At 70.8% G+C, this 26,127-nt stretch carries 28 protein-coding genes and 1 riboswitch; of the genes, 15 read left to right on the top strand and 13 right to left on the bottom strand.

What is annotated here, in order from left to right:
• Positions 1 to 38: 38 nt before the first annotated feature.
• Positions 39 to 842 carry an alpha/beta fold hydrolase gene (locus AC0L5F_RS11025; RefSeq protein WP_473313407.1) on the top strand — a complete coding sequence of 268 codons (804 nt, stop codon included), beginning with the start codon at positions 39 to 41 and terminating at the stop codon, positions 840 to 842.
• Here AC0L5F_RS11025 and AC0L5F_RS11020 read toward each other — a convergent pair.
• From AC0L5F_RS11020 to AC0L5F_RS11005, 4 genes are read right to left on the bottom strand one after another with little or no spacing between them, the layout of a single operon-like run.
• Positions 839 to 1,402, bottom strand: a complete 564-nt coding sequence (locus tag AC0L5F_RS11020) for a response regulator transcription factor (RefSeq protein WP_473316187.1) — start codon at positions 1,400 to 1,402, stop codon at positions 839 to 841. The genes AC0L5F_RS11025 and AC0L5F_RS11020 overlap by 4 nt on opposite strands.
• A gap of 35 nt (positions 1,403 to 1,437) precedes the next feature.
• Positions 1,438 to 2,574 carry a sensor histidine kinase gene (locus AC0L5F_RS11015; protein WP_473313406.1) on the bottom strand — a complete coding sequence of 379 codons (1,137 nt, stop codon included), beginning with the start codon at positions 2,572 to 2,574 and terminating at the stop codon, positions 1,438 to 1,440.
• Positions 2,511 to 3,305: an ABC transporter permease gene (locus AC0L5F_RS11010; RefSeq protein WP_473313405.1), complete on the bottom strand. Its 795-nt coding sequence runs from the start codon at positions 3,303 to 3,305 to the stop codon at positions 2,511 to 2,513. The genes AC0L5F_RS11015 and AC0L5F_RS11010 overlap by 64 nt, the downstream gene beginning before the upstream one ends.
• Entirely contained in the window at positions 3,302 to 4,246 is a 945-nt protein-coding gene (locus AC0L5F_RS11005) for an ABC transporter ATP-binding protein (RefSeq protein ID WP_473313404.1), read from the bottom strand. The genes AC0L5F_RS11010 and AC0L5F_RS11005 overlap by 4 nt, the downstream gene beginning before the upstream one ends.
• Before the next feature lie 96 nt (positions 4,247 to 4,342).
• On the opposite strand from AC0L5F_RS11005, the gene AC0L5F_RS11000 reads away from it, so the two are divergent.
• Positions 4,343 to 4,762 carry a VOC family protein gene (locus AC0L5F_RS11000; RefSeq protein WP_473313403.1) on the top strand — a complete coding sequence of 140 codons (420 nt, stop codon included), beginning with the start codon at positions 4,343 to 4,345 and terminating at the stop codon, positions 4,760 to 4,762.
• 28 nt (positions 4,763 to 4,790) lie between these two features.
• Positions 4,791 to 5,849, top strand: a complete 1,059-nt coding sequence (locus tag AC0L5F_RS10995; protein WP_473313402.1) for an FAD-dependent oxidoreductase — start codon at positions 4,791 to 4,793, stop codon at positions 5,847 to 5,849.
• Here the strand turns inward: AC0L5F_RS10995 and AC0L5F_RS10990 are convergent.
• Genes AC0L5F_RS10990 through AC0L5F_RS10975 form a run of 4 tightly spaced genes read right to left on the bottom strand, consistent with a single transcriptional unit; the run spans position 5,846 to position 8,916 of the window.
• A complete protein-coding gene (locus AC0L5F_RS10990; protein WP_473313401.1) occupies positions 5,846 to 6,379 on the bottom strand; it encodes a TetR/AcrR family transcriptional regulator in 534 nt (177 codons plus the stop codon). The two genes, AC0L5F_RS10995 and AC0L5F_RS10990, sit on opposite strands and share 4 nt — an antisense overlap.
• Positions 6,380 to 6,420: 41 nt before the next feature.
• Positions 6,421 to 7,149, bottom strand: a complete 729-nt coding sequence (locus AC0L5F_RS10985) for an ABC transporter permease (RefSeq protein ID WP_473313400.1) — start codon at positions 7,147 to 7,149, stop codon at positions 6,421 to 6,423.
• Positions 7,146 to 7,862 (bottom strand): ABC transporter ATP-binding protein, encoded by a 717-nt coding sequence (locus AC0L5F_RS10980; RefSeq protein ID WP_473313399.1) that lies wholly within the window; start codon positions 7,860 to 7,862, stop codon positions 7,146 to 7,148. Before AC0L5F_RS10980 ends, AC0L5F_RS10985 begins: the two co-directional genes overlap by 4 nt.
• A gap of 16 nt (positions 7,863 to 7,878) precedes the next feature.
• Complete coding sequence (locus AC0L5F_RS10975) at positions 7,879 to 8,916, bottom strand: alpha-hydroxy acid oxidase (protein WP_473313398.1); 1,038 nt, start codon at positions 8,914 to 8,916, stop codon at positions 7,879 to 7,881.
• A gap of 58 nt (positions 8,917 to 8,974) precedes the next feature.
• On the opposite strand from AC0L5F_RS10975, the gene AC0L5F_RS10970 reads away from it, so the two are divergent.
• Positions 8,975 to 10,471 carry a hypothetical protein gene (locus AC0L5F_RS10970; protein ID WP_473313397.1) on the top strand — a complete coding sequence of 499 codons (1,497 nt, stop codon included), beginning with the start codon at positions 8,975 to 8,977 and terminating at the stop codon, positions 10,469 to 10,471.
• Positions 10,472 to 10,521: 50 nt separating this feature from the next.
• Positions 10,522 to 11,064: a PadR family transcriptional regulator gene (locus tag AC0L5F_RS10965; protein WP_473313396.1), complete on the top strand. Its 543-nt coding sequence runs from the start codon at positions 10,522 to 10,524 to the stop codon at positions 11,062 to 11,064.
• A gap of 178 nt (positions 11,065 to 11,242) precedes the next feature.
• On the opposite strand, the gene AC0L5F_RS10960 is transcribed toward AC0L5F_RS10965, so the two are convergent.
• Positions 11,243 to 11,479, bottom strand: a complete 237-nt coding sequence (locus AC0L5F_RS10960) for an SCO4848 family membrane protein (RefSeq protein WP_473313395.1) — start codon at positions 11,477 to 11,479, stop codon at positions 11,243 to 11,245.
• A 38-nt stretch (positions 11,480 to 11,517) separates the two neighbouring features.
• Between AC0L5F_RS10960 and AC0L5F_RS10955 the strand changes: the two genes are divergently transcribed.
• Positions 11,518 to 11,907 carry a nuclear transport factor 2 family protein gene (locus tag AC0L5F_RS10955; RefSeq protein ID WP_473313394.1) on the top strand — a complete coding sequence of 130 codons (390 nt, stop codon included), beginning with the start codon at positions 11,518 to 11,520 and terminating at the stop codon, positions 11,905 to 11,907.
• On the top strand, positions 11,904 to 13,931 hold the full coding sequence (locus AC0L5F_RS10950; RefSeq protein WP_473313392.1) for an oxidoreductase: 2,028 nt from the start codon (positions 11,904 to 11,906) through the stop codon (positions 13,929 to 13,931). The genes AC0L5F_RS10955 and AC0L5F_RS10950 overlap by 4 nt, the downstream gene beginning before the upstream one ends.
• Positions 13,932 to 14,011: 80 nt before the next feature.
• Here AC0L5F_RS10950 and AC0L5F_RS10945 read toward each other — a convergent pair whose 3' ends face one another.
• Positions 14,012 to 14,536 (bottom strand): DUF1697 domain-containing protein, encoded by a 525-nt coding sequence (locus tag AC0L5F_RS10945; protein WP_473313391.1) that lies wholly within the window; start codon positions 14,534 to 14,536, stop codon positions 14,012 to 14,014.
• A 24-nt stretch (positions 14,537 to 14,560) separates the two neighbouring features.
• On the opposite strand from AC0L5F_RS10945, the gene AC0L5F_RS10940 reads away from it, so the two are divergent.
• Positions 14,561 to 15,358, top strand: a complete 798-nt coding sequence (locus AC0L5F_RS10940) for an NAD-dependent protein deacetylase (protein WP_473313390.1) — start codon at positions 14,561 to 14,563, stop codon at positions 15,356 to 15,358.
• On the opposite strand, the gene serA is transcribed toward AC0L5F_RS10940, so the two are convergent.
• Both serA and AC0L5F_RS10930 read right to left on the bottom strand, forming a co-directional pair.
• Positions 15,351 to 16,595: a phosphoglycerate dehydrogenase gene (serA, locus tag AC0L5F_RS10935; protein ID WP_473313389.1), complete on the bottom strand. Its 1,245-nt coding sequence runs from the start codon at positions 16,593 to 16,595 to the stop codon at positions 15,351 to 15,353. The two genes, AC0L5F_RS10940 and serA, sit on opposite strands and share 8 nt — an antisense overlap.
• Before the next feature lie 46 nt (positions 16,596 to 16,641).
• A riboswitch (ZMP/ZTP riboswitch) is annotated at positions 16,642 to 16,741 on the bottom strand.
• A gap of 5 nt (positions 16,742 to 16,746) precedes the next feature.
• Positions 16,747 to 17,175 (bottom strand): PaaI family thioesterase, encoded by a 429-nt coding sequence (locus AC0L5F_RS10930; RefSeq protein WP_473313388.1) that lies wholly within the window; start codon positions 17,173 to 17,175, stop codon positions 16,747 to 16,749.
• A 67-nt stretch (positions 17,176 to 17,242) separates the two neighbouring features.
• On the opposite strand from AC0L5F_RS10930, the gene AC0L5F_RS10925 reads away from it, so the two are divergent.
• The 6 genes from AC0L5F_RS10925 to AC0L5F_RS10900 all read left to right on the top strand — a co-directional run bounded on the left by AC0L5F_RS10925 (position 17,243) and on the right by AC0L5F_RS10900 (position 22,977).
• The gene (locus AC0L5F_RS10925) at positions 17,243 to 17,527 is read left to right on the top strand and encodes a metal-sensitive transcriptional regulator (RefSeq protein ID WP_473313387.1); all 285 of its coding nucleotides are present in this window, start codon (positions 17,243 to 17,245) and stop codon (positions 17,525 to 17,527) included.
• Positions 17,528 to 17,537: 10 nt separating this feature from the next.
• Entirely contained in the window at positions 17,538 to 17,753 is a 216-nt protein-coding gene (locus AC0L5F_RS10920; RefSeq protein ID WP_473313385.1) for a heavy-metal-associated domain-containing protein, read from the top strand.
• Positions 17,750 to 19,858, top strand: a complete 2,109-nt coding sequence (locus AC0L5F_RS10915) for a heavy metal translocating P-type ATPase (protein WP_473313384.1) — start codon at positions 17,750 to 17,752, stop codon at positions 19,856 to 19,858. The genes AC0L5F_RS10920 and AC0L5F_RS10915 overlap by 4 nt, the downstream gene beginning before the upstream one ends.
• Before the next feature lie 62 nt (positions 19,859 to 19,920).
• Positions 19,921 to 20,760, top strand: coding sequence for an SDR family oxidoreductase (locus AC0L5F_RS10910; RefSeq protein ID WP_473313383.1), 840 nt, complete (start codon positions 19,921 to 19,923; stop codon positions 20,758 to 20,760).
• Positions 20,761 to 20,770: 10 nt separating this feature from the next.
• The gene (locus tag AC0L5F_RS10905; RefSeq protein ID WP_473313382.1) at positions 20,771 to 21,082 is read left to right on the top strand and encodes a YbaY family lipoprotein; all 312 of its coding nucleotides are present in this window, start codon (positions 20,771 to 20,773) and stop codon (positions 21,080 to 21,082) included.
• Positions 21,082 to 22,977: an ABC transporter ATP-binding protein gene (locus tag AC0L5F_RS10900; protein ID WP_473313381.1), complete on the top strand. Its 1,896-nt coding sequence runs from the start codon at positions 21,082 to 21,084 to the stop codon at positions 22,975 to 22,977. Before AC0L5F_RS10905 ends, AC0L5F_RS10900 begins: the two co-directional genes overlap by 1 nt.
• 1 nt (position 22,978) lies before the next feature.
• On the opposite strand, the gene AC0L5F_RS10895 is transcribed toward AC0L5F_RS10900, so the two are convergent.
• Positions 22,979 to 24,466 (bottom strand): NAD-dependent succinate-semialdehyde dehydrogenase, encoded by a 1,488-nt coding sequence (locus AC0L5F_RS10895; protein WP_473313380.1) that lies wholly within the window; start codon positions 24,464 to 24,466, stop codon positions 22,979 to 22,981.
• 138 nt (positions 24,467 to 24,604) lie between these two features.
• On the opposite strand from AC0L5F_RS10895, the gene AC0L5F_RS10890 reads away from it, so the two are divergent.
• Positions 24,605 to 26,122, top strand: coding sequence for a hypothetical protein (locus tag AC0L5F_RS10890; RefSeq protein WP_473313379.1), 1,518 nt, complete (start codon positions 24,605 to 24,607; stop codon positions 26,120 to 26,122).
• Positions 26,123 to 26,127: the final 5 nt, after the last annotated feature.

The raw sequence follows: 26,127 nt of genomic DNA, 5'->3' as shown, positions 1-26,127 counted from the left end.
TGCATACCGCGAGTACGGCATGTGACATCATCGGTGTCATGTACTCCGAACTCGCCTACACGCGCCGTGGCCACGGCGAACCCCTGGTGCTGATCCACGGCATCGGACACCGCCGTCAGGCCTGGGACCCGGTACTCGACCTGCTCGCGCAGAGCTACGACGTGATCGCCGTCGATCTCGCCGGCTTCGGCCAGTCACCGCCGCACCCGGCCGGTGTCGCGTACTCGATGGAGAACGCCTGCCAGAACTTGGTGGACAATTTTTCCCTCTGGGGCGTGGAAAAGCCGCACGTCGTCGGCAACTCGCTCGGCGGCGCGATCGCCCTCGAACTGGGCACGCGCGGACAGGTCCGCTCGGTCACCGCACTGAGCCCGGCCGGGTTCTTCCGCGGCCTGGACCGGCTCGTGGCGCTGCTCCTGCTCGTCGCCCTCAAGCTGACCTCGTACCTGCCCGAGGCGATCGTCGCCCCGGCCATGCGGACGGCCACGACCCGTCGCCTGCTGGGTCGGGCGCTGTTCGAGCACGGCGACCGGCTCACGGCCGAGCAGTTCCTGGGCGACACCGCGGCACTGCGCGACGGCCAGGGGTTCTTCTCGGTGCTCAAGGAGGGGACGACATACCGCTTCCGAAGCCCCGTGAACGTGCCCGTGACGATCGCCTGGGGCACACGCGACAAGATCCTGCTCTACGGTCAGGCCGGCCTCGCGGCCGAGCGCCTCCCCGACGCCAACCACGTCGCCCTCCCCGGCTGCGGACACGTTCCGATGATCGATGATCCCGGCCTGATCGTGCGGGTCGTCGAGAACACGACCGGGCGAGCGTCGGAGCAGCGAGCGGCCTAGAGCCAGCCCCGGTCCCGGGCCACCTGGGCGGCCTCGACGCGCGTGCGCGTGCCGGTCTTGCCGATCGCCGAGGACAGGTGGTTGCGGACCGTCCCCTCCGAGAGGTGCAGGCCGCTGGCGATGCCGGCCACCGGGACACCGGTGAGCGCGACCCGCAGCACGTCGGTCTCACGGTCGGTGAGAGGGCTGGTACCCCCGACCAACGACTCGGTCGCGAGCGCCGGATCGACGACCCGCTCGCCCGCGTGCACGCGGCGCACCGCCTCGGCCAGCTCGGTGGCCGGGGTGTCCTTGACCACGAACCCCGACGCCCCCGCGTCGAGCGCTCGCCGCAGGTAGCCGGGACGGCCGAAGGTGGTGACCATCAGGACCTCGGTCCGGTCCGCCACGAGCCGGCACGCCTCGATGCCGTCGAGGCCGGGCATCTCGATGTCGAGCAGGCACACGTCGGGCCGGTGCTCGGCGACGGCGGCCGCCACCTCGTCGCCGCGGGACACCTCGGCCACGATCTCCAGGTCGGGCTCGAGCCCCAGCAACGCCGCCAGTGCCCCGCGGACCATGGCCTGGTCATCGGCCAGCAGCACCCGGATCCCGCTCACCACGACACCTCCAGGGTGGTGCCGCCACTCGTGGCCGGCCCGACGACGAGCGCGCCACCGGTCTCGGCCACCCGCTCGCGCAGCCCCCGCAGACCGTTGCCGCACGCGCCCTCGGCGATCCCCCGGCCGTCGTCGCTGACCACCATGCGGTCGGGGCCGAGCGTGACCGTGCAGCGTCGCGCACCGGAGTGCCGCACCACATTGGTGACCGCCTCGCGCAGCACCCACGCCGCGACGCTGCGACGCCGTGGGTCCAGGACGTCATGGTCGGAGGGCAGGTCGGCAGCGATGCCCGCGGCACTCAACGCGACGCCCGCCGCCGCGATCTCGTCGGGCAGCACCGCGGCCCGCAGACCGCCCACCGTCGAACGGATCTCGGCGAGCGCCTGGCGGGTGAGCGCCTGGATCTCCACCAGCTCGGCGCGGGCACGATCCGGGTCGAGGTCGACCATGCGCTCGGCCAGCTGCGCCTTGACGCTGACGACGGTCAGGCTGTGCCCCAGCACGTCGTGCACGTCGCGGGCCACCCGGTCGCGCTCCGCGGTGAGGGTCAGCTCGTCGCGCACCACGGCGTGCTGCTCACCGAGGTCCGACATGAGTCGTCCGATGCCGGTGCCGAGCGAGACCGCCACCAGGCTGAACACGAGTCCCTCGTCAGCACCAGTCCCCTCGACGAGCCGCGGCAACGCGATGGTGAACGCCACCAGTGCCACCGCCCACAGCCAGTTCAGGGGCCGGCGCAGCGCGAACATGCCGAACGAGACCAGAAAGGGCGTGAACGACAGCGCGTCGGCGCCGATGGCCGTGGCGGTGAGCACGGGGACCGCCGTCAGCACCACCAGCATGACCTCGGGACGCACCCGCGCCCCGTCGTCCCACAGGCCACGGAACGCCACGACGTACAGGACCGCGAAGACCACCACTCCGGCGAGTCCGCCCACGACGCGCGGCCAGGTGTCCTGGTCGAGCGCGGCGATGGTCGGGAAGACCAGGAAGACCAGCCAGACCCCCCACATCAGCCAGCCGTAGCGGACGAACGGGCTGTCCTCCATGTCGGTGACCGTGGAGGTCACTGCCGACCGCGACCGCGGCGCACCAGCAGCGTCGCCGCCACGGTCAGGATGAGCGTCCATGCGAGCACGTTAGCGATCAGCAGCCACAGCGGGTCGGTCACGACCGAGTCGTCGCCGGTGATGACCCGTCCATCGGTCAGCGGGTAGCGGGCCAGGCTCACGTAGCCGTACATGGGGGTGAACTTCGCCAGCGTGAGCAGCCCGCCGCTCAGCGGGAAGAAGATGTTGCCCAGGAAGCTGAGCACCACGATGGACCCGCTGGCGCCGCTGATGGCCGCCTCGGAGCGGAACAGCAGGCCGAAGCACAGGCCGTACAGCGCGAAGACCAGCGACCCCACAGCCAGCACGACGGCACTCAGCACCCACGCCATCCCGTCACTCTCCGCGCCGGTGAAGACGCCGAGCACGTAGACCAGCGCGATCGGCGCGAGTGCGATGATCGCGGCCAGCGCCACCTTGATGCCGACGAACGAACCGTCACGCAACGGTGTGAGGCCGAGCTGGCGACCCCAGCCCTGCGACCGTTCGACGGCGGCGCGGCCGCCGATGCCGACGGTGGCGGTGACGGCTCCGTACGCCGCCATGGCGATCATGATGGCCATGGCCACGTTGCCGTTGCCGACGCTGTCGCCGGCGTAGTCCTCCGACGTTCCGAAGATCAGGTAGAAGAAGCCGGGCAGCGCGATGGTGAAGAACACCGTCACCGGGTCGCGCAGGATGCGCCTGATCTCCAGGCCGAGCAGCTTGCCGTGGTGGGCGCGGGTGCTCGGTGCGGTCGTGGTGGTGCTCATCGGTTGGCTCCTGACGCGGTGGTCGTGGTGATGCGGACGAAGGCGTCCTCCAAGGACGCCGTGGTGACCTCGAGGTCGTGCGCGCCGTGCTGCGCCAGCAACTGCAGTGCCGCGGCGTCGGAGTCGGCGGGACGGATGGTGACGCGCGACCCCTCGATCTGGACCGGCTCGTCGAATGCCGCGCTGACGGCTTGGGGATCCGGGACCAGCGCCGTCACCACCCGGCCGGTGGCGGTCGCCCGGATCTGCGCCGTGGTGCCGTCGGCGACGACCCGGCCGTCGGCCATCAGCACGATGCGGTCGGCGAAGTCGTCGGCCTCCTCGAGGTAGTGGGTCGCGAACACGACGGTGCGCCCGCGCGACGCCTCCTCGCGCATGACGGCCCAGAACTCGCGGCGGGCCGAGACGTCCATGCCTGCGGTCGGTTCGTCGAGCACGAGCAGGCGCGGATCGGCGAGCAGTGCGAGGGCGAAGCGCAGCCGTTGCTGCTGCCCGCCCGAACACTTGCTGATCCGTCGGTTCGCGAGCTCGGTCAGGCCGGCACGGGCGATCACGTCGGCCGGGTCGTCGTGCGCGTCGCCGTAGGTGGCGGCCACGTAGTCGACCGTCTCCCGGATCGTGAGGTCCGCGAGCAGCCCACCGGTCTGCAGGACGGCCGAGATCAGGCCCTCCTGCACGGCATCGCGCGGGGCCCGGCCGAGCACCTGCGCGGTGCCGCGGGTGGGCTCGATGAGGCCGAGGACCATGTCGAGCGTGGTCGTCTTGCCGGCCCCGTTGGGACCCAGCAGCGCGACGATCTCTCCCTGGGGGATGGTCAGGTCGATGTGGTCGACCGCGACGACGGTGGTGGATCGACCGTCCGACCCCGTGGTCGGGAACGTGCGCCCGAGGTCGACCAGCTCGATCGCGGGAACGCTGCCGTTCGAAGGTGTGGTTGTCATGAGGTCAACTGTCGTCGGATCGCCGTCCCCGCGGAAGGCTCACGTGTCACGACCTGGTCGTGACAGGTGTCATGGGCGCTCACTAGCGTCGGGGCCATGGACCAACGCATCAGTCTGATCACCGTGCCCGTCGCCGATCGCGACCGCAGCCGCCGCTTCTACGTCGGCGGCCTCGGCTGGGAACCGTTGATCGACGAGCAGGACGTGCTGATGTTCCGAGCGGGCGAGCACCTCGTGCTCTCGTTGTGGGACGTGGAGTCCTTCACCGCCGAGGTCGGTGCGCCGAGGTCCGGGGCCGGCGTCGCACCCCTCACGATCGCCCACAACGTGGCCACCGATGCCGAGGTCGACGACGTCCTGCGCACCGCCGAGGCTGCCGGCGCGCGGGTCTGGCCGGCCGAGCGGCGCGAGTGGGGCGGCTACAGCGGCTACTTCGCCGATCCGGACGGCTACCGCTGGGAGATCGCGAACGCCGGCAGCGAGGGCCCCTTGGCGTTCGTCGTGCCGACGGCATAGTCGCGACCGCTGCGGTGTTGAGACCTGCGTGGACATTCTCGACGCGGTCGTGATCGGCGCCGGCCAGGCCGGACTGTCCACTTCCCATCACCTGCAACGACGGGGTCTGCGCCACGTCGTCCTCGACGCGGACGACCGCCCCGGCGGGGCCTGGCAGCACCGGTGGGACGACCTGACCATGCACGACGTGCACCGGGTCGCCGATCTGCCGGGGCTCGAGCTCGACCGGTCCACGAGCGGGCGCGCCAACCAGGTCGTGCCGGAGTACTTCGACCGCTACGAGACGACCTTCGACCTTCCGGTGCTCCGCCCCGTGCGTGTGGCGGCGGTGCACGACGAGGACGGGCTGCTGATCACTTCCGAAGCAGCCGGCGACCGCACGTGGACGTCGCGGACCCTGGTCAACGCCACCGGCACCTGGACCCGTCCGTTCGTGCCGCACTACCCGGGCCAGGAGACGTTCACCGGACGTCAGCTGCACACCGTCGACTACCGCGGTCCGGATGATTTTTCACAGCAACGGGTGGTCGTGGTGGGTGGTGGTGCCTCCGCCGTGCAGTTGATCGGGGCCATCGCTCCGGTCGCTGCCCACGTCACGTGGGTGACGCGTTCGGAACCGGTCTGGCGCACGGGACCGTTCACCGCCGAGATCGGCCGCGAGGTCGTCGCGAAGGTGGAGGAGCGCGTCCGCGCCGGCCTCCCGCCCCGCAGCGTCGTCAGCGTGACCGGTCTGGCGCTGCGTGAGCAGGAGCGCGAGGCCGAGCGCCTCGGCGTCTACGGCGCGCGGCGCCCCATGTTCGACCGCGTCGAGCCCGACGGCGTGCGGTGGACCGACGACACCTTCGAGCCGGCGGACGTCATCGTGTGGGCCACGGGCTTCCGGCCGGCGATCGAGCACCTCGCCCCGCTGCACCTGCGCAGCCCCCGCGGTGGCATCCAGCTCGACGGCACCACAGCCGTCGCCGATCCCCGGGTGCAGATGGTCGGGTACGGGCCGTCAGCCAGCACCATCGGCGCCAATCGTGCCGGCCGTGTGGCGGCTCGGGGGGTGGCGTCGCAGGTGCGTCGAGCCAGCAGTCCCGCCTAGGCGTCGATCACGGCCTGCACCGCCGCGGCGTAGACGGCGACCACGGTCTCGACCCCCGCATCACGCAGCGGGGCCGCCCCCACCACGTACCGGACGGTGGCGAGGCCGACCATCTGGGCCACGATCAGCTCGGCCCGCAGCTCGTCCCCGTCGAGACGTTCGGCCAGCAGCGCGACCACCACGTGCCGTGCGACGTCACCGACCACGGGCGAGCCGTCACCTGTTCCCAGCGCGCTGCGCACCAGGGCGCTGAACGTCTCCCGATGGGGGTCCCAGGTCGTCACGAACGTGCGCACGAGGCGTTCACCCATCGTCTCGAGCGGGCCGTCCAGCGCTGCGGTGAGGCGACCGACGGGGTCGTTCGGCAGGTCGAGCGTCGCCATCAGCAGCCCTTCTCGACTGCCGAAGTGGTGCGCGATCAGGCTGGGATCGACGTCGGCGGCTCGGGCGATGGAGCGCGAGGACGCGCCCGCGAACCCCTTGGCAGCGAACTGCTCGCGCGCCGCCGCGACCAGGCGGGCCCGGGTCACTGCGGCGTCGCCTCCGGGCGGCCGACCGGGCTTGCGGGGGCTCACGCGGTGCGGCGCCGCAGGGTCAGCGAGGCGCCGGCCACCGACGCCAGGACGAATCCGAGGAGGATCGCTAGGTCACGCGCCATCGGTCCGTCCAGTCCCGCGGTCGTGAGCGAGCGGGTGAACGCGTCGGTCGCCCAGGTCAGGGGCAGGACAGTCGAGATCCAGTCCAGCACGGTGGCCATCCGGTCGCGCGGCACGAGCAGTCCGCACAGCAGGATCTGGGGGATCACGACGGCCGGCATGAACTGCACCGCCTGGAACTCGGTGCGCGCGAAGGCCGAGAAGAACAGTCCCAGCGTGGTGCCGAGCACCGCGTCGACGACGGCGAACAGCACGATCACCCACGGACTCTCCACCCCGAGGTCGAGCCACCAGATCGCGATGGCCGAACTGACGGCAGCCTGCACCAGGGCGGCCAGCCCGAAGGCCAGGGCGTACCCGGCGATCAGCTCGCCGCGACGCATGGGCGTGGTCATCAGGCGTTCGAGCGTGCCCGATGTGCGCTCGCGGACCATCGTCACCGACGTCACCAGGAACATCACCGTGAACGGGAAGATCCCCAGGAGCTGGGGTCCGACCCGCTGGAACACCTGCGGCTCACCGTCGAAGACGTAGCGGAACATCACCAGCAGCACGGCGGGCAGGATGACGATGATCGCCATGCTGCGGCGGTCGTGGGACAGCTGCTGCAGCACCCGACGGCTGGTGGCGAGCGTGCGGTTCATGCTGCCTCCTTCTCCGCGACCGCCAGGAATGCCGCGTCGAGGTCGTCCGTGCCGGTGTCGGCGAGCAGCTGCGACGGCGTCGTCTGCGCGAGGATGCGGCCCGCACGCATCAGCAGGATCTCGTCGCAGCGGCCGGCCTCGTCCATGACGTGGCTGGTGATTAGCAGGGTGCGGCCGTCGGCCGCGAGCCTGGTGAACAGTGCCCACAGGTCGCGGCGCAGCACGGGGTCGAGGCCCACAGTGGGCTCGTCGAGCAGCAGGACCTCCGGATCGGCGAGCAGTGCGGCGGCGAGCGACACGCGGGATCGTTGGCCGCCCGACAGGTGGGCGGCGAGGTGTCCCGCCCGGTCCTCGAGCCCCACGTCGGCGAGCGCCCGATCGACGGCGGAGCGGGGCGCCCCGGCCAGGGTCGCGAAGTACTCGAGGTTCTGCCGGACGGTCAGGTCCGGGTACACCGAGCTGGCCTGCGTCATGTAGGCCACCCGTGAACGGTTCCGGGCGCTTCCGGCGTCGTCTCCGAGCACCGTCACCATGCCGCCAGCCACGTCCTGAACACCCGCCAGCGCTCGGATCAGCGTCGTCTTGCCGCACCCGCTCGGCCCCAGCAGCCCGGTGATGGAGCCGGCGCGGATCGTCAGGCCCAGGTCGGGCAGCACGGTGGCGCCGCCACGCACGACGGTCAGCCCCGTCACCTCGATCGCATAATTCATCATCTGATGAATATAGCCCTCAGTGGCGTGGCGGCACCAGGTACGACCCATCGAGATCGGTGGCCCGCGGACAGCCCACGAGCGCGAGCGTGTTCTCGACCTCGGCGACGAAGCGACCGACCTCGGCCTGCACGCCGTCTGCGCCTCCGGTCGCCAGCGCCCACAGCATCGGACGGCCGATCAACGCAGCGTCGGCACCCAGCGACAGCGCACGCACCACGTCCCAGCCGCGACGGATGCCGCCGTCGACCAGGACCGAGGCTCGCCCGGCCACCGCCTCGACCACGGGCGCCAGCGCCTCGGCGGTGCTGACCACCGCGTCCAGCTGCCGGCCGCCATGGTTGGACACGACGACCCCGGCCGCGCCGAGATCGACCGCACGCCGAGCGTCGTCGGGGCGCAGCACGCCCTTGACGATCACCGGGATCGGGCTGGACTCGACCAGCGCGGTCAGGTCACGCCAGGTGAGCGCCGGGTCGTGGAGCGCGTGGCGCTCCGCCGGCGTGAGCGGGCCGGTGGTGGCGTCGAGGAAGGTCGGGTGCTCGACCCGGAAGCCGGTGCGGGCGTCGCGTTCGCGCACCCCGCCGACCGGGAAGTCGACGGTGAGCACCAGCGCCTCGTAGCCACCCTCGACCGCGGCGGCGACCAGCTGCTCGGTGATGGAACGGTCGCGGAACACGTACAGCTGGAACCAGCGGGGCGCGTCGCCCATCGCGGCCGCCACGTCCGCCGGGTCGCTCGTGGTCTGGGTCGACAGGGTCATCAGCGCTCCCGAGGCTGCCGCGGCTCGTCCCATCGCGACCTCGCCCTCGTCGTGGGCGTGCCGCTGGTAGGCCATCGGGGCGATCCCCACCGGATGCGGCCAGCGGCGCCCCAGCACGGTGACCGACGGGTCGACCTCGGCCACGTCGACCAGCACCCGGGGAGCCAGCCGGTGCGCGGCCCACGCGTCGACGTTGTGCCGCAGCACGCGTTCGTCGCCCGCGCCCCCTGCGAAGTACCCGAAGGCTCCCTCGCCGAGCAGCTCGGCCGCCCTGGACTCCAGATCACTGTTCATCCCGACACCGTAGTTCGTCCGGGTGGATCGTTGACGTGCCGTCAGTACCCTCGAGGTCGTGCCTGCTGCCGTCCGTCGCCCCGCTATCGCGGCCGCCGCGATCGGGGCTCTCGTCGCCGTCACCGCCGGCGCCGTGGTCGTCGCGGACCGGCACGATGCCCTGCCCGGGGAGAAGGCGCCGGTCGCCACGGCGCGCGCCGCGACGAGACCGGTCGAGGCGGTGCCGAAGGCCACTCCCGCCGAGGCGGCGCTCCTCGTCTCGCGCCGGCTGTTCGCGTCCTCCCAGGACGTCGTGCTGGCCGATGGGTCGGACCCGCGGGCCCGGGCCACGGCGGTCGCGGTCGCCAGGTCGCTGCGGGTGCCCGTGCTGATCGACGGCACCGACGCCCCGGCGGAGATCCAGCGACTCGGCGCCCACACCGTCCTCACGGTGGGCACGACCCAGAGCCCTCCCGGGGCGCACGCGCTGCCAGTCGAGCAGGACGCCGCCGAGCAGGAGGTCGCGAGCATGGGCCTGCAGGCCGCCGACACCGCCTCGGTGGACACGGTCGTGGTGCTGGCGTCGCTCGCGGACCACCCCGCCGCGGTCGCCAACGCCCGGAGCGCGGGCGCGACGGTGATCGAGGCGAGCGAGCCCGACCCTCGCACCGCGCCGGACGAGGCGAAGGCGCTGACTGCGCGACCCGACACCCCGGTGATCGCCGTCGGCATGCCACGCGACTTCGCCTACACCCTCGACGTCGTGCGCCACGACATCGAGCAGCCCGCCGGCGGGTACCTGGCCCTGCCCGGGCACCGCTACGCCGCCATGTACGGCCACCCGGGCGCGCCGTCGCTGGGTGTCCTCGGCGAGCAGGGCGTCGCCGCGTCGGTCGCCCGGGTCAAGAAGCTGGCCGCCAAGTACCGCGCGGCCAGCGGCACCGACTTCGTGCCGACCTTCGAGATCATCGCCACCGTCGCCTCGGGCGGACCCGGTAAGGACAAGAACTACTCGAACGAGGTGTCGATCTCGAAGCTCACGCCTCTCGTGGACGCCGCCGAGAAGGCCGGGATCTACGTGATCCTCGACCTGCAGCCGGGGCGCTCCGACTTCCTCACCCAGGCCAAGCGGTACCGCGAGCTGTTGCTGCGCCCGCACGTCGGGCTGGCCCTGGACCCGGAGTGGCGGCTGGGACGCAAGCAGAAGCCCCTGCAACAGATCGGCTCGGTGTCGGCAGCCGAGATCAACCGCACCTCGGCGTGGCTGGCGAAGCTGACCCGCGAGCAGTCCCTGCCGCAGAAGCTGTTCGTGGTGCACCAGTTCGCCGAGTCGATGGTCAGGCACCGCAACCGCCTCGACACCGGTCACGCCGAGCTCGCGACGGTGATCCACGTCGACGGTTCGGGATCACAACCGGACAAGAAGGGCACGTGGAAGCGCCTGCACCGCGACGCCCCGAACGGGCTGGCGGGGTGGGGCTGGAAGAACTTCGTCGACGAGGACTCGCCCATGCTCACCGCTCGGCAGACGTGGGCGAAGGTGCGGCCGCACCCGGATCTCGTCACCTATCAATAACCATATGCAACTGGTTGCATAGACCGCTGGCTGACCGCTACCGTCGTCCCGTGGCACTCGAGCACGCGATCCTCGTCTCCCTGGCCGAACGCTCGGCCAGCGGCTACGAGCTGGCGCGCCGGTTCGACGCCTCGATCGGGCACTTCTGGAAGGCCAGCCACCAGCAGATCTACAAGGTCCTGGGCCGCATGGAGACTGACGGCTGGCTCGCCTCCGAGGTGGTCTCGCAGGACGGGCGGCCCGACAAGAAGGTCTACGTGGTGACCCCGGCCGGACGCGACGAGCTGCACGCGTGGACCGCGAAGGCCACGCCGCTGGAGCACCTGCGCAGCGAGTTCGCCGTCAAGCTCCGTGCCCTGCCGTTCGGCGATCGTGACGCGATCGTGGAGGACGTGCGGGTCCGCCGCCGCGCGCACGAGGCGCAGCTGGACTACTACCGGCAGAGCGCCGCGCGCTTCTACCCCGATCCGTCGGCGCTGACCGACGACGAGATCGGCGGCTGGCTCGTGCTGCGCGGCGGCATCCGCGGCGAGGAGACCGCCCTCGCCTGGTGCGACGAGATCCTTCAGCGACTGGAGACGTCCAATGACTGACGCACCAGGTCGCCAGGGAGGTCGGCCACGGCCGACCGTGAGGGAGCGAGGAACGAGCGACCGAGGCGAACCGAGGACGCCGGCTCGAGCAAGCACCCCACCTCACCACGCCTCGCTCCGCTCACGCGGCTCGTACCTCGCCGCTGGCGACCGGTGGGCAGACACTCGCCCGCTGCGATCAAGATCGCTGACGAACGGCCTTCACGCCCACGGCGAGCACGCCCAGGCCGATGGCGATCGCGGTCGTGATCAGCACGGCGTGCACCCAGAAGAACGCCGTGGGGGCGCTGCTCCAGTGCTCGCCGCTCCACGCGCGGTCGTCGTCGACGATGGCCTTCGCGAAGCGCGGCCAGATCACCACGTTGAACAGGCCGGCCAGCACCAGGAACCGGGCCGCAGCCTTCGAGATCACCACACCACCCAACCTATCCCGGGCCATCCAGAGGAGCACCCATGAAGGCCTTCCGAGAAGCCGTCGAGTCCGGCGACTTCGCCGCCACCGGCGACCTGCTCGCCGACGACGTCGTCTTCCGCAGCCCCGTGGCGTTCAAGCCGTACGAGGGCAAGCCGATCGTGGCAGCCATCCTGCGCGGCGTCGGACGGGTGTTCACCGACTTCCGCTACGTGCGCGAGCTCGCCGACGACGACGGGCACGGTTCCGCGCTGATCTTCGAGACCTTCGTCGACGGCACCAGCCTGATGGGCATGGACCTGCTGCGCTGGAACGACGAGGGACTGATCACCGAGTTCACCGTGATGGTCCGGCCTCTCTCGGCCGCCAACGCCCTCGCCACCGCGATGGCCGCCCAGTTCCCCCAGATCGCAGAAGAGGCCGCCCGATGAGCTCTCCGTACCCCCACCTCCTGAGCCCGCTGGACCTCGGGCACACCACGTTGCGCAACCGCGTGATCATGGGCTCGATGCACACCGGCATGGAGGACCGGTCCAAGCACCTGCCCGAGCTCGCCGCCTACTTCGCCGAGCGCGCCAAGGGCGGCGTCGCGCTGTCCGTCACGGGTGGCTACGCGCCCAACTGGCACGGCTGGCTGCTGCCGTTCGGCTCGAAGATGACGTCGTCGCGACTGGCCGACCAGCACCGGGTCGTCACCGACGCCGTGCACGAGCACGACGGCAAGATCGCGCTGCAGCTGCTGCACGCGGGCCGCTACGGCTACCACCCGTTCAAGCGCGGAGCCTCCACCATCAAGTCGCCCATCACGCCGTTCGGCGGGCCCAAGGCGATGAGCACCAAGGAGGTCGACCGGACCGTCGACGACTTCGCCGCGTCGGCCGTGCTCGCGCGCCGTGCCGGCTACGACGGTGTCGAGATCATGGGGTCCGAGGGCTACCTGATCAACCAGATGGTCACCGCGCGCACCAACGACCGCTCCGACGAGTGGGGTGGCTCGGCGCAGAACCGGATGCGCTTCCCGGTCGAGATCGTCAAGCGGGTGCGCGAGAAGGTCGGCGACGACTTCATCGTCATGTACCGCATGAGCCTGCTGGACCTGGTCGACGACGCCCAGAGCTGGGACGAGACCGTGGAGCTGGCCCAGAAGCTGGAGGCCGAGGGCGTCTCGATCATCAACACCGGCATCGGCTGGCACGAGGCGCGCATCCCCACCATCGTCACGTCGGTGCCGCGCGGCGCGTTCTCGTGGGTCACCGGCAAGCTGCGGCCCGAGGTGAACGTGCCGGTCGTCGCGTCCAACCGCATCAACACTCCCGAGATCGCCGAGCAGATCCTCGCCGATGGCGAGGCCGACCTGATCTCGATGGCACGTCCGCTGCTCAGCGACCCGCACTTCGTCACCAAGGCCGCCGAGGGCCGCGCCGACGAGATCAACACCTGCATCGCCTGCAACCAGGCGTGCCTGGACCACACCTTCGTCAACAAGCGCGCGAGCTGCATGATCAACCCGCGCGCCGGGCACGAGACCGAGCTGGTGCTGCTGCCGACGCGTGCGGCCAAGCGCATCGCCGTCGTGGGTGCCGGCCCGGCCGGGCTGGCGGCCGCAGCCGAGCTGGGCGGACGCGGTCACTCCGTCGAGCTGTTCGAGTCGTTGCCCGAGGTGGGCGGGCAGTTCCGCCTGGCGATGAAGATCCCCGGCAAGGAGGAGTTCGCCGAGACGCTGCGGTACTACGGCCGCATGCTCGAGAAGGCCGGCGTGACGATCCACCTCGACCGGCGCGCGACGGCCGAGGACCTCGGGGGCTTCGACGAGGTGGTGCTCGCCACCGGCGTCGAGCCGCGCATCCCGTCGATCCCCGGCGTCGAGCACCCGTCGGTGGTCTCGTACCAGGACGTCATCCGCCACGGCGCACCCGTGGGCGGTCGCGTCGCGATCCTCGGCGCCGGCGGCATCGGCTTCGACGTCGCCGAGTTCCTGCTGCACGAGCCCGACGAGACGCTGGAGCACTGGATGCAGCGCTGGGGCGTGACCGATCCGGCGCTCGAGCGCGGCGGCCTGGCCACCAAGGTCAAGGCGCCGCCGCGCCGGCAGGTGACGCTGCTGCAACGCAAGACCACCGAGCTCGGCAAGGGTCTGGGCAAGACCAGCGGCTGGGTGCACCGCACCACGCTCAAGGACTCCGGCGTCGAGATGGTCAAGGGCGTCACCTACGACCGCATCGACGACGACGGGCTCCACGTCACCGTGAGCACCGGCAAGGACACCTCGGAGTCGCGGGTGATCGAGGCCGACACGATCGTGCTGTGCACCGGCCAGGAGTCCGTGCGCGACCTCGTCGAGCCGCTGGAGACCGCCGGCGTCACGGTGCACGTCATCGGCGGCGCCGACGTCGCGGCCGAGCTCGACGCCAAGCGCGCCATCAAGCAGGCCACCGAGCTCGCCGCCCGCCTCTAGGAAGCCCCGAATTTTGCGGGCTCAGGCACGGTTTTCACCTCGAAGAACGGTGCTTGAGCCCGCAAAATTCGGTCGGCTTGTCAGGTGGTGAGGTCGATGAGCTTCTGGACGGTGTTGAGGTTGCGAGCCGTTCCGGGGGTGGCGAGCCGGCGCATGATCGTGTCGGTCTTCATCTGGGGTCGACCGGCGCCGTCGGCGTAGCGGATGTGCAGGTCGGCGCCGATCACGCGCCACACGTCGTCGCCGGTCTCGACCTCCTGCGCCGCGGCGACCGCCTCGAGCGTCGGCTCCGCGAGCAGGAACGACACGTAGGAGAACTTCGGCTCCACCACCTCGAAGGGGTGCGCCGCCAACGCCTCCGACAGCTGCTCGGGCGTGCGCGAGATCGCCTCGCGGAAGAAGCCGAACTCGGACTCGATCGCCTGCTCCAGCGCTCGATCGAACGCGGCCGGATCACCGGCCACCTCGACGATCAGGTTCCCCGACGCGATGTAGGTCTGGGGATCGGTGCCACCCAGGTCGGCCGCGATCTCACGCACCCGCGCCATCGGCAGCGTCGCACCGCCGACGTTCACAGCGCGCAGCAGCACGATCCGGCGGGGCATGGTTCCCGATCGTAGACTGCCCGCGTGGATGCCCTCGACAGGCTGATCGACGCAGGCCGGCTGCTGGTGCTCACCGGCGCGGGCGTCTCGACCGACTCGGGCATCCCGGACTACCGCGGGCCGGGCTCGATCGCCCGCACGCCGATGACCTACCAGGAGTTCATCGCCTCACCCGTGGCGCGACAGACCTACTGGGCCCGCGCGCACGTCGGCTGGAGCCGCATGACCGGCGCCGAGCCGAACCTCACCCACCGCGTCCTGGTCGACCTGCAGCGGGCTGGCCGGTTGTCGGGCCTGATCACCCAGAACGTCGACGGCCTGCACGAGCGGGCGGGACACCGCGACGTGATCGACCTGCACGGCCGCATCGACCGCGTGATCTGCCTCGACTGCGGACGTCGCGTGCCACGCGCCGACCTGCACCACCGCCTGGTCCAGCTCAACCCGGGCTACGCGGACCGCGCTGCCGAGGCTCGCCCCGACGGTGACGTCGCCCTGGCCACCACCGACGACTTCGTCGTCGCCGACTGTCAGCGGTGCAGCGGGCGACTCAAGCCCGACGTCGTGTTCTTCGGCGAGAGCGTCGCGAAGCCGCTGGTGCAACGGTGCTTCGACCTGGTCGATCGCGCCGACGGCCTGCTGGTGCTCGGGTCGTCGCTGCAGGTGATGTCGGGTCTGCGCTTCGTCCGGGCCGCCGCCAAGCGCGGCATCGCCGTCGGCATCGTGAACCGCGGTCCGACCCGCGGTGACGACCTCGCCACGGTGCGCGTCAACGCCGGCTGCGCCGAGACGCTGTCCCCGTTGCTGGCTCAGCTCAGCTGAGCTGGCGGATGCGCACCGTCTCGGGGAGGCCGGCCAGCTCCGCCAGCACCTCGGGGCTCACCTCGTCGGACACGTCGGTGACCACGTAGCCGTTCTCACCGCGCGTGGACAACGACTGCGCCTCGATGTTCACCCCCCGCTCGCCGAACAGCGAGTTGATGGTGGCGAGCACGCCGGGCGCGTTGCGGTGCACGTGCGCGATGCGGCGCTTGCCCTGGTCGGCCGGCAGGTTCAGCTCGGGCATGTTGACGCTGAGCGACGTGCTGCCGAACTCGGTGTACGAGCGCAGCTTGGACGCGACGAAGCGGCCGATGTCCTGCTGGGCCTCCTCGGTGGAGCCGCCGACGTGCGGCGTGAGGATGACGTTGGGCAGGCCACGCAGGTCCGACTCGAACTCGTCACCCTGCCGCTTGGGCTCGATCGGGAACACGTCGACCGCAGCGCCGGCGATGTGTCCGGACTCGATGTGCCGGCGCAGCGCGACCGTGTCGACCGCGATGCCGCGCGACAGGTTCAGGAACAACGAGCGCGGCTTCATCTGGCGCATCTCGTCGTCGCCGAACAGTCCGGCGTTCCCGGGTCGCCCGTCGACGTGCAGCGTGACGACGTCCGCCTCGGCGAGCAGCTCCTCGATGGTCGAGCAGCGCTTGGCGTTGCCGAGGGCCAGCTTGTCGTCGATGTCGTAGAAGATCACCTTCAGGCCCAACGCCTCGGCCACCACCGACAGCTGGCTGCCGATGTTGCCGTAGCCGATGATGCCCAGCGTGCGGCCGCGGATCTCGTGGCTGCCGGCGGCCGACTTGTTCCAGACGCCGGCGTGCATGTCGGTGCTCTTCTCGTGCAGGCGACGAGCCAGCGAGATGATCTCGGCGATCGCCAGCTCGACGACGCTGCGGGTGTTGGAGTACGGCGCGTTGAACACCGCGACACCGCGCGCCGTGGTGGCCGCGAGGTCGATCTGGTTGGTGCCGATGCAGAAGGCGCCGATGGCCAGCAGGTCCGGAGCCGCGTCGAGCACCTTCTCGGTGATGTAGGTCGTGGACCGGATGCCGAGCAGGTGCACGCCCGCGATGGCCTCGATCAGCTCGTCCTCGCCGAGGGCGTGGTCAGCGGTCTGGACCTGGTAGCCCTTGCCACGCAGGAAGTCGGCACCGTCGGTGTGGATGTTCTCCAGCAGCAGCACGCGGACGTCGGAGTCCTCGAGACGGGCAGTGGCGAACGGAGCAGCAGCATTCATGGTCATCATCATCGCGGTGGCCTCCAGGTCAGCGAGAATCGGGGCTGACCGGGGCCCAGGCGAACGGTCCCAGTAGTGATGGTGCAGTGGTTCGTGCGGTCACTCCCCGGTGGGGTCCCACCTCAACGCCAGTCGCGCCCGCGGGCTCAGTCTACTGCGGCGACCCCACCGCGCGCATCCGCTCCACCGCCTCGGCCGGCGGCGTCTGGTCGAGGTTGGCCAGACGCACCTGTCCCTGGGCGATGAGTCGACCGTCCTGGTCGTGCGACTCGGTCTTCCACAGCTGCTGGGTGCGGCCTCGGTGGATGGGGAGGGCGGTCACCGTGATGGTGTCGCCGACCTTGGCCTGCCTCAGGAAGTCGGTCAGGTTGCTGGTGCCGACGATGGTGCCCTTCTCGCCGAGCCACACCTGCGCCGCCACGCTGGCGGTCGACTCGTGCACGGCGCAGTAGACGCCGCCGTGCGGGATGCCGAACGGCTGGAGGTGCTGGGTGCCGAGGGTGAAGCGGGACACGACGCGATCGGGACCGACCTCGACCATCTCCACCCCGAGGACCCCGTTGAGGTCAGGTTCGTTCATGTGCACAGCGTAGGCCGCGCGACCGGCACACACCTGGATCTATACCCCCTAGGGGTATGGTGGAGTCATGGATGACATCCCCGGCTACAGCGACGACAAGTCCGCCGTGCTCAAGCGCCTGCGTCGCGTCGAGGGCCAGGTGCGTGGCCTCACGCGCATGGTCGAGCAGGACACCTACTGCATCGACGTGCTCACGCAGGTGTCGGCGACCACCCGGGCGCTCGAGGCCGTCGCGCTCAAGCTGCTGGAGGAGCACCTGTCGCACTGCGTGGTCGACGCGGCCCGCGACGGCGACCCGACCGACAAGATCCGCGAGGCGTCCGACGCGATCGCCCGCCTCGTCAAGTCCTGAGGAGGAGCCCATGACCATCACCACCTACCGTGTCGACGGCATGACCTGCGAGCACTGCGTGCGGGCCGTCACCGACGAGCTGACCGGGATCGAGGGCGTCACCGGTGTCACCGTGGACCTCGTCGCCGAGGGCACCTCGACGGTGAGCGTCGAGAGCGTCGAGCGGCCGGACCCCGAAGCCGTCGCCGCCGCGATCGACGAGGCGGGCTACGAGCTGAGCGCATGAGCCGCCACACCCTCGACGTGCACGGCATGACGTGCACCTCGTGCGCGATGCGCGTGGAGCACAAGCTCAACGCGCTCGACGGTGTCACCGCCACCGTCAACTACGCGACGGAGAAGGCCAGCGTCGAGGCACCCGAGGAGCTCGACGTGCAGACCCTGATCGACACCGTCGACCGGACGGGATACACCGCCTCGGTGCGCGGCGAGCAACCCGCCTCCGACGGGTCCGGTGGCCTGCACGGGCGCGAGTCGATGCTGCGCCGCCTGCGGGTCGGCGTGATCCTGACGGTGCCGGTCGCGGTGCTGTCGATGATCCCGCCCCTGCAGTTCTCCGGCTGGCAGTGGTTTGCGCTCGTCCTGGCGACCCCGGTGGTGCTGTGGTGCGCCTACCCGTTCCACGCCTCGACGGTGCTCAACGCCCGGCACGGCGCCGTCACGATGGACACGCTGATCAGCCTCGGCGTCGGTGCCGCCTACCTGTGGAGCCTGTGGGCGCTGCTCCTCGGGGACGCCGGACGCGTCGGGATGACCATGGACTGGTCGTGGACCGGGGGAGGGGCCGACGAGATCTACCTCGAGGTCGCCAGCGCCGTCACGGTGTTCATCCTCGCCGGCCACTACCTGGAGGCCAACGCCAAGCGCGAGTCCAGCGCGGCCCTGCGCGCCCTGATGGCCCTGGAGGACGACGCGGCCGCCGGCCTCGTGGTCGGCGACGAGTTCACCGTCCGCCCTGGTCAGCGCGTGGCGACCGACGGCATCGTCATCGAGGGTGCGTCGGCCGTCGACGAGTCGATGCTGACCGGCGAGTCCGTCCCGGTCGAGGTCGCCGTCGGCGACGCGGTCACCGGCGCCACCGTCAACCAGGGCGGCCGACTGGTCGTGCGCGCCACCGCGCTCGGCGCCGACACCCGGCTGGCGCAGATGGCTCGGCTGGTCGAGCAGGCCCAGGAGGGCAAGGCCGAGGTGCAGCGGCTCGCCGACCGGGTGTCGTCGTGGTTCGTGCCTGCCGTGATCGTGCTGTCGCTGGGCACGCTCGCCGGGTGGCTGCTCGCCGGTGGTTCCACGCAGCACGCCTTCACCGCCGCCGTCGCGGTCATGATCATCGCGTGCCCCTGTGCACTGGGACTCGCCACACCGACGGCCCTGATGGTCGGCACGGGACGCGGCGCCCAGCTGGGCATCCTGATCAAGGGCCCGCAGGTGCTGGAGTCCACGCGAGTCGTCGACACCGTGGTGCTCGACAAGACCGGCACGGTCACCACCGGCCGCATGTCGGTCACGGCCGTCCATCCCGCGCCCGGCGTCGCCGAGGCTGACCTGCGGCGCATCGCTGCGACCCTCGAGCACGCCAGCGAGCACCCGGTCGCACGTGCGATCGCCACCCTCGCCGATCCCGGCGCGGTGACGGACTTCGCCAACCACGCCGGCCTCGGCGTGACCGGCACGGTCGAACAACACCGCGCCGCTGCCGGTCGACCGGCCTGGCTGCGCGAGCGCGGCATCGACGTGCCCCTCGACGTCACCGGCGTCGCCGTCGCGTGGGACGGCGCCTTCCGTGGCTCGATCACCGTCGCCGACACCGTGAAGGACACGTCGCGGCAGGCGATCGCCGACCTGCGCGCACTCGGCCTGGAACCCCTCCTGCTGACCGGGGACGCCCGCGCCGTGACCGAGCGGGTCGCGCACGAGGTGGGCATCGATCGCGTCGTCGCGGACGTGACGCCCGCTGACAAGCTGCAGGTCGTCACCGACCTGCAGGGCAAGGGCCGGACGGTGGCGATGATCGGCGACGGCGTCAACGACGCCGCGGCGCTGGCGGCCGCCGACCTCGGCATCGCGATGGGGACCGGCACCGACGTCGCGATCCAGGCGTCCGACCTGACCCTGGTCAAGGGTGATCTCGCCACCGCCGTCGACGCCGTGCGCCTGTCGCGCGCCACCTTGCGCACCATCAAGGGCAACCTGTTCTGGGCGTTCGCCTACAACGTCGCAGCCATCCCGCTGGCGGCCGCCGGGCTGCTCAACCCGATGATCGCCGGCCTCGCGATGGCGTTCAGCTCGGTGTTCGTGGTGACCAACAGCCTGCGCCTTCGTCGCTTTCTGTGAACTGACGGGCATCGCGATACGGTCGCACTGCCTTCGCACCACCACTCCCACCTGGAACTGCCATGTCACTCGTCGCCATCACCGGATCGACCGGGCACGTCGGAGGCGCAGTCGCGCAGCTGCTGTCCGACGCCGGCATCGACGCCCGCCTGCTCGTCCGAGACGTCGCTCGAGCGCCGGACCTGCCCCGGACCGAGGTCGTCGAGGCCGACTACGGCCACGTGCGCCAGGCGGCGAACGCCCTCGAGGGTGTGGACACGCTGTTCATGGTTCCGCTCATCGACGGCTCCGACCGCACCGTCACGCACCACGACCTCGTCGACGCCGCGGTCCAGGCCGGCGTCCGCCAGGTCGTGTACCAGTCCTTCGTGGGCGCTCGTCGCGACGGCACCGGCGCCTTCTCGCGGCAGCACGCCGACACCGAGGACTACCTGACCGCCACCGAGCTCGACGTCACGATCGTGCGGCCCAACTACTTCGCCGACACGCTGTACCAGCTGTGTCGCGGCGTCGAGTTCCGTGCTCCGGTCGGCGACGGCCGCGTCGCCGCCGTCGACCGCGACGACGTCACCGCCGCGATCGCAGCCGTGCTGACCGACCCGGCAGCCCACGTCGGGCAGGTCTACGAGCTGACCGGGCCGGAGGCGATGGCCTTCGACGACATCGCTGCCGTGCTGACGAAGGTCCACGGCGAGACCTATCACTTCATCAACGAGACCGAGGACGAGGCCCGGGCCAGCCGGGCCGGGTACCGGGCCCCCGAGCCCGAGCTGGAGGCCTGGCTGTCGATGTACCGCGCGATCCGCCACGGGGAGCACGGCCACGTGACCGACGACGTCCGGCACCTGACCGGGCGCGAGCCGGCCTCCATGCTCGACGCGCTCTCACGCCTGCAGGAATAGCATCGAGGTCATGACCTCACAGCCGCTGATGACCATCGAAGGCACCGTCACCATCCGCGAGCGCATCGCGGTGCCGGACGGCAGCATCGCCAGCGTCAAGCTCGTGGACTCCACCGGCGAGGTGCTGGCAGCGACCGCCGTGCAGGCCGGGGGCGTGCCCATCCCGTTCACGATGCACGCCGATCCGGCCTTCCTGAACGCCGACGGCCACCTGTTGTTGTGGGCGGCGTTGCGCACCGACCTCGGCCTGTGGGGCACCACCGACCTGGTGCCCGTGACCGACGAGACGGTCGAGCTGGTGCTGAGCAAGATCGAGGACTGATGAGCCCGTCCGGCGAGGCACCGGAGCAGCCGGCGCTGGGGCGCATCGCCCAGATGTTGCGTCCGTACCGGGCCAAGATCATCTGGGTCGCGGTCGCGGTCGTCGTCTCCGCCGTCCTGACCTCGATCGTCCCGTTCCTCACCAAGGCGGTGTTCGACCGCGCGCTCTTCCCGCCGTCCGGCGGACCACGACTGCACCTGCTCGGGTGGCTGGTGCTGGCCATGTGCCTGATCCCCGTGGCCACGGCCCTGATCGGCATCGTCCAGAACTGGCTGACCGCCACGATCGGCAACTCGGCGATGGCCGATCTGCGCGGCGACCTGTTCGCCCACCTGCAGAAGATGGAGCTGGCGTTCTTCACCGCCACCAAGACCGGCTCGATCCAGTCGCGCCTCGCCAACGACGTCGCCGGGGTCCGGACGGTGCTGACCGACACCGCCACCACCATCTTGCAGAACTCGGTCACGGTCACCGCGGCGTTCGTCTCGATGGTCATCTTGTCGTGGCAGCTGACCGTCCTGACGCTGATCCTGATGCCGCTGTTCATCGCGATCCAGCTGCAGGTCGGCAAGCGACGCCGGCGGCTGGCCAAGCGCACGCAGGAGTCGCTGTCGGAGATGACCGCCATCACCGAGGAGGCCCTGAGCGTCTCGGGCATCTTGTTGTCCAAGGTGTTCAACCGGGCCGAGTCGGAGGTCGAGCGCTACCGGGAGGCCAACCGCCAGCAGACCCGCCTGCAGGTCGACCAGGCCATGACCGGTCGCGCGTTCTTCGCCACGGTGCAGACGTTCTTCGCCATCACGCCCGCCCTGATCTACCTGGTCGCCGGGCTGATCATCACCGGCTCCTTCGGCGGTGCGACCATCACCGCCGGGACCCTGGTGGCGTTCACGACGCTGCAGGCCCGGCTGCAGATGCCCCTGCTGCAGCTGATGCGGGTCACGCTGGACGTGCAGACGTCGATGGCCCTGTTCCGCCGGATCTTCGAGTACCTCGACCTCCAGCCGGCCATCACCGAACGACCGGGTGCCACGGAGCTGGACCCCGCGGCCCTGCGCGGCGAGATCGAGCTGCGCAACGTGTGGTTCCGCTACCCGGAGCCGCGCGCCCTGTCCGGCACGGTCAACCGCGACCGCTTCGGCGACACCGGGGTTCGCATCGACCGCGCCGACACTCCCGAGGGCTCCGGGTGGGCCCTGCAGGACGTGTCCCTGCGCGTGCAGCCGGGCCAGCTCGCGGCGATCGTGGGGCCGTCCGGATCGGGCAAGACCACCACCACCTACCTCGTGCCACGGTTCTACGACGTCACCGAGGGCGCGGTGCTGATCGACGGTCACGACGTGCGCGACCTGACGACGGGCTCACTGGCCCAGTCCGTCGGGATGGTGACGCAGGAGCCCTACCTGTTCCACGGCACCATCCGCGACAACATCGCGTACGCACGACCCGACGCCACCGCGGCCGAGATCGAGCGAGCCGCACGCGACGCCAACATCCACGACCGGATCCTCAGCTTCGCCGAGGGCTACGAGACCATCACCGGGGAGCGCGGCTATCGGCTCAGCGGTGGCGAGAAGCAGCGTCTCGCGATCGCCCGTGTGCTCCTGATGGATCCCCGGATCCTGATCCTCGACGAGGCCACGTCGGCGCTCGACACCGAGACCGAGCGGCTGGTGCAGGAGGCGCTCGACCGCGCCATGCACGACCGCACGACCATCGCGATCGCGCACCGCCTGTCCACGATCCAGAACGCCGACGTCATCTTCGGCCTCGTGGACGGCCGCCTGGTCGAGCAGGGCACCCACGACGACCTGCTCGACGGGGGAGGCCTGTACGCGCGGCTGTACATGGAGCAGTTCACCCGCAGCACCCGACCGACCGTCGAGACCCCCTGAGCTACAGCGCGAGCCCCACGTACTTGGTCTCCAGGTACTCCTCGATGCCCTCGGCGCCGCCCTCGCGGCCGTAGCCGCTGGCCTTGACGCCACCGAACGGCGCGGCCGGGTTGGACACGATGCCCTGGTTGATGCCGACCATGCCGGTCTGCAGGCCCTCGTAGACCCGCACCACCCGCGCATGGTCCTGCGTGAACGCGTACGCGACCAGGCCGTACTCGGTGTCGTTGGCCATGTCGATGCCCTCCTGCTCGTCGCGGAAGGTGAAGATCGGTGCCACGGGGCCGAAGATCTCCTCCGTGGCGACCTCGGCGTCGCGCGAGACGCCGGTGAGCACGGTGGGCGGGTAGTACGTGTCGGTGCCGTACTCGTCGGTGTCCGGACGCGCGCCGCCGGTCAGCACCGTGGCGCCCTTGGCGATCGCGTCGTCGACCAGGTCGGCGACCTTGTCGCGCTGCTTCTGGTCGACCAGCGGGCCGACCTGCACGCCGTCCTCGGTGCCGCGGCCCACCGTCATGGCGGCCATCTTCTCGGCCAGCTTGCGCCCGAACTCCTCGGCCACCGACTCGTGCACGATGAACCGGTTGGCTGCGGTGCAGGCCTCACCGACGTTGCGCATCTTGGCCAGCATCGCGCCCTCGACGGCACGGTCGAGGTCGGCGTCGTCGAAGACCACGAAGGGCGCGTTGCCGCCGAGCTCCATCGAGACACGCAGCACGCCCTGGGCGCTCTGCTCGATCAGGCTGCGACCCACGGGGGTCGACCCGGTGAAGGTGAGCTTGCGCAGTCGCGGGTCCTGGATCAGCGGACCCATGACGTCGGCCGTCGCGGAGGTGGTCACCACGTTGAGGACACCGGCGGGCAGGCCGGCCTCCTCGAGCAGCTCGGCCAGCTTCAGCATGGTCAACGGCGTCTGCTGGGCCGGCTTGACGACCATGGTGCACCCGGCGGCGATCGCGGGGCCGATCTTGCGCGTGCCCATGGCGAGCGGGAAGTTCCACGGGGTGATCATCAGGCAGGGGCCGACCGGCTGCTTGAGCGTCAGCAGGCGGGTCTGTCCGTTCGGCGCCATCGAGTAGCGCCCCGAGATGCGCACGGCCTCCTCGCTGAACCAGCGGAAGAACTCCGAACCGTAGGCGATCTCGGCCTTGGACTCGCTCAGCGGCTTGCCCATCTCGAGGGTCATCAGCATCGCCAGGTCGTCGGCGTTGGCGGTGATCAGCTCGAAGGCCGACCGCAGGATCTCGCCGCGATCACGCGGGGCGGTGGCGGCCCAGTCCGCCTGCGCGGCGACCGCGGCATCGAGTGCAGCGGCACCGTCGGCCACCGAGGCATCGGCCACCTCGACCAGCACCTGCCCGGTCGACGGGTCGTCGACCTCGAAGGTCGCGGCGCCCTCGGCATCGCGCCATTGGCCACCGATGTACAGCTGCGGACGGACCGCGTCGATGATGCGACGTTCGTGCGTGGAGCTCTGTTCAGCATTCATGTGGCCACTGTAGGACCGACACCCTCCTGTGGGGCGAGTCGCCCGCGTCATGATCGGGGGGTCGAGGGCTCTCCTTCATGGGGGCTCGGCACCAGAACGGGCCACCGAACACCGATCAGACCAGCCAGGGGATGGACCTTGAGGGCACCGAGACGCCAGAAGGTCGCTGTCGCGATCGCCGCGGCCGTCGCGGTCGGGCTGCTCGGCTTCGCCACCGTGCGTGACCGCACGCCGGCCGAACCGGCGGCGCAGGCACCCCAGGGAACCGTCACCAGCACCCCCAGCCGAGACGTCGAGGTCGTCGACCTCAGCACGCCGGCCCAGGCGGCGATCGCCGTGTCGAACCGGCTGTTCGCGTCTGCGGACCTCGCCGTCCTCACCGACGACGACCCGGCCGACACGAAGGCCGCCATCGCGGCCGCGACCCGACTGAAGGTCCCGGTCCTGCTGGACGACCCCGCCGCTGCGGCCGAGCTCGCGCGGCTGCGCACGTCGCGGGTCCTCACGTTCGGGACCGTCACGCCGGTGATCGGCGCCGTCGCCGCCGAGTCCGACGCCGGAGCGCTCGACAGCCAGATCGCCGAGCTCGGCGGAGACGAATCGACTCCCGACCCGCAGCAGTCGGCGCAGCAGGCCGTGGACGCGGTGGTGCTGATGACGTCCGCCCGGACCTTCGACGTCGCCGCTGCGAGCGCCGGCATCGCCGGCGCGACCGTGGTGCAGACCGCGACGGGCGACCTGCGGGCCGACCCCAAGACCGCAGCCGTCCTCGCCAAGCGTCCGGACTCGCCGGTCATCGCCCTCGGCTCGCAGTTCAGCCAGACACTCCCGTACTCGCTGTCGGTCGTGCGCAACGACGCCACCCAGATCGGCGGCGGTTACCTCGCGCTGCCGGGTCGGCGGTTCGTCGGGCTGCACGGCAAGATCGGCGATCCGGACTCAGGCATGCTCGGACAGCAGAACACCCAGGCGTCGATCCGACTGATCAAGCAGGCGGCTGCCCGGTTCGCCGCCAACGACTCCCTGCCGGTCGTGCCGATGTTCCAGATCGTGGCGACGACCGCGTCAGCCACCGCGGGCGCCGACAAGAACCACTCCGACGAAGTCGCACCGGCTGACCTCGAGCCGGTCATCGATGCCGCCGAGAAGGCCGGCCTCTACGTGCTGATCGACCTGCAGCCGGGCAGCTCGACCTTCGTGCAGCAGGCCAAGGTGTACCAGGACCTGCTGATGCGCAAGAACGTCGGCCTCACCCTCGAGCCCGGCTTTCGGGCCGCCGCCGGCAAGGACCCGACGGCGGGCACCGGTGTCGTCACCGCGGACGAGGTCAACCAGGTGGTCACCTGGCTGGCTGACCTGACGTCGAAGAACGCCCTGCCCCAGAAGCTGCTCACGATTCGAGAGACGTCACCGGCCAGCATCCGCAACCGTTCAGCCATCGACACCACGCGCCCCGAGCTCGCCGTCGTGCTGGAGGTCGACACGACCGGCACCCCGGCGACCAAGCTCGCCGCCTGGTCGGCCGCTCGCACGGGTGCTCCCGCGGGGGCCCAGTTCGGCTGGATCCAGGACAAGACGCGTGACCGCCCGATGTTCACGGTGAACGGCACCTACAAGCTGATCAAGCCGTACCCGTCGGTGATCACGTACCGCTAGGCGCG

Source organism: Aeromicrobium sp. 10G20-16 (genome assembly GCF_055809665.1).
Note: the sequence above shows the minus strand (reverse complement) of the source record. Positions and strands in the feature narration are given on the sequence as shown.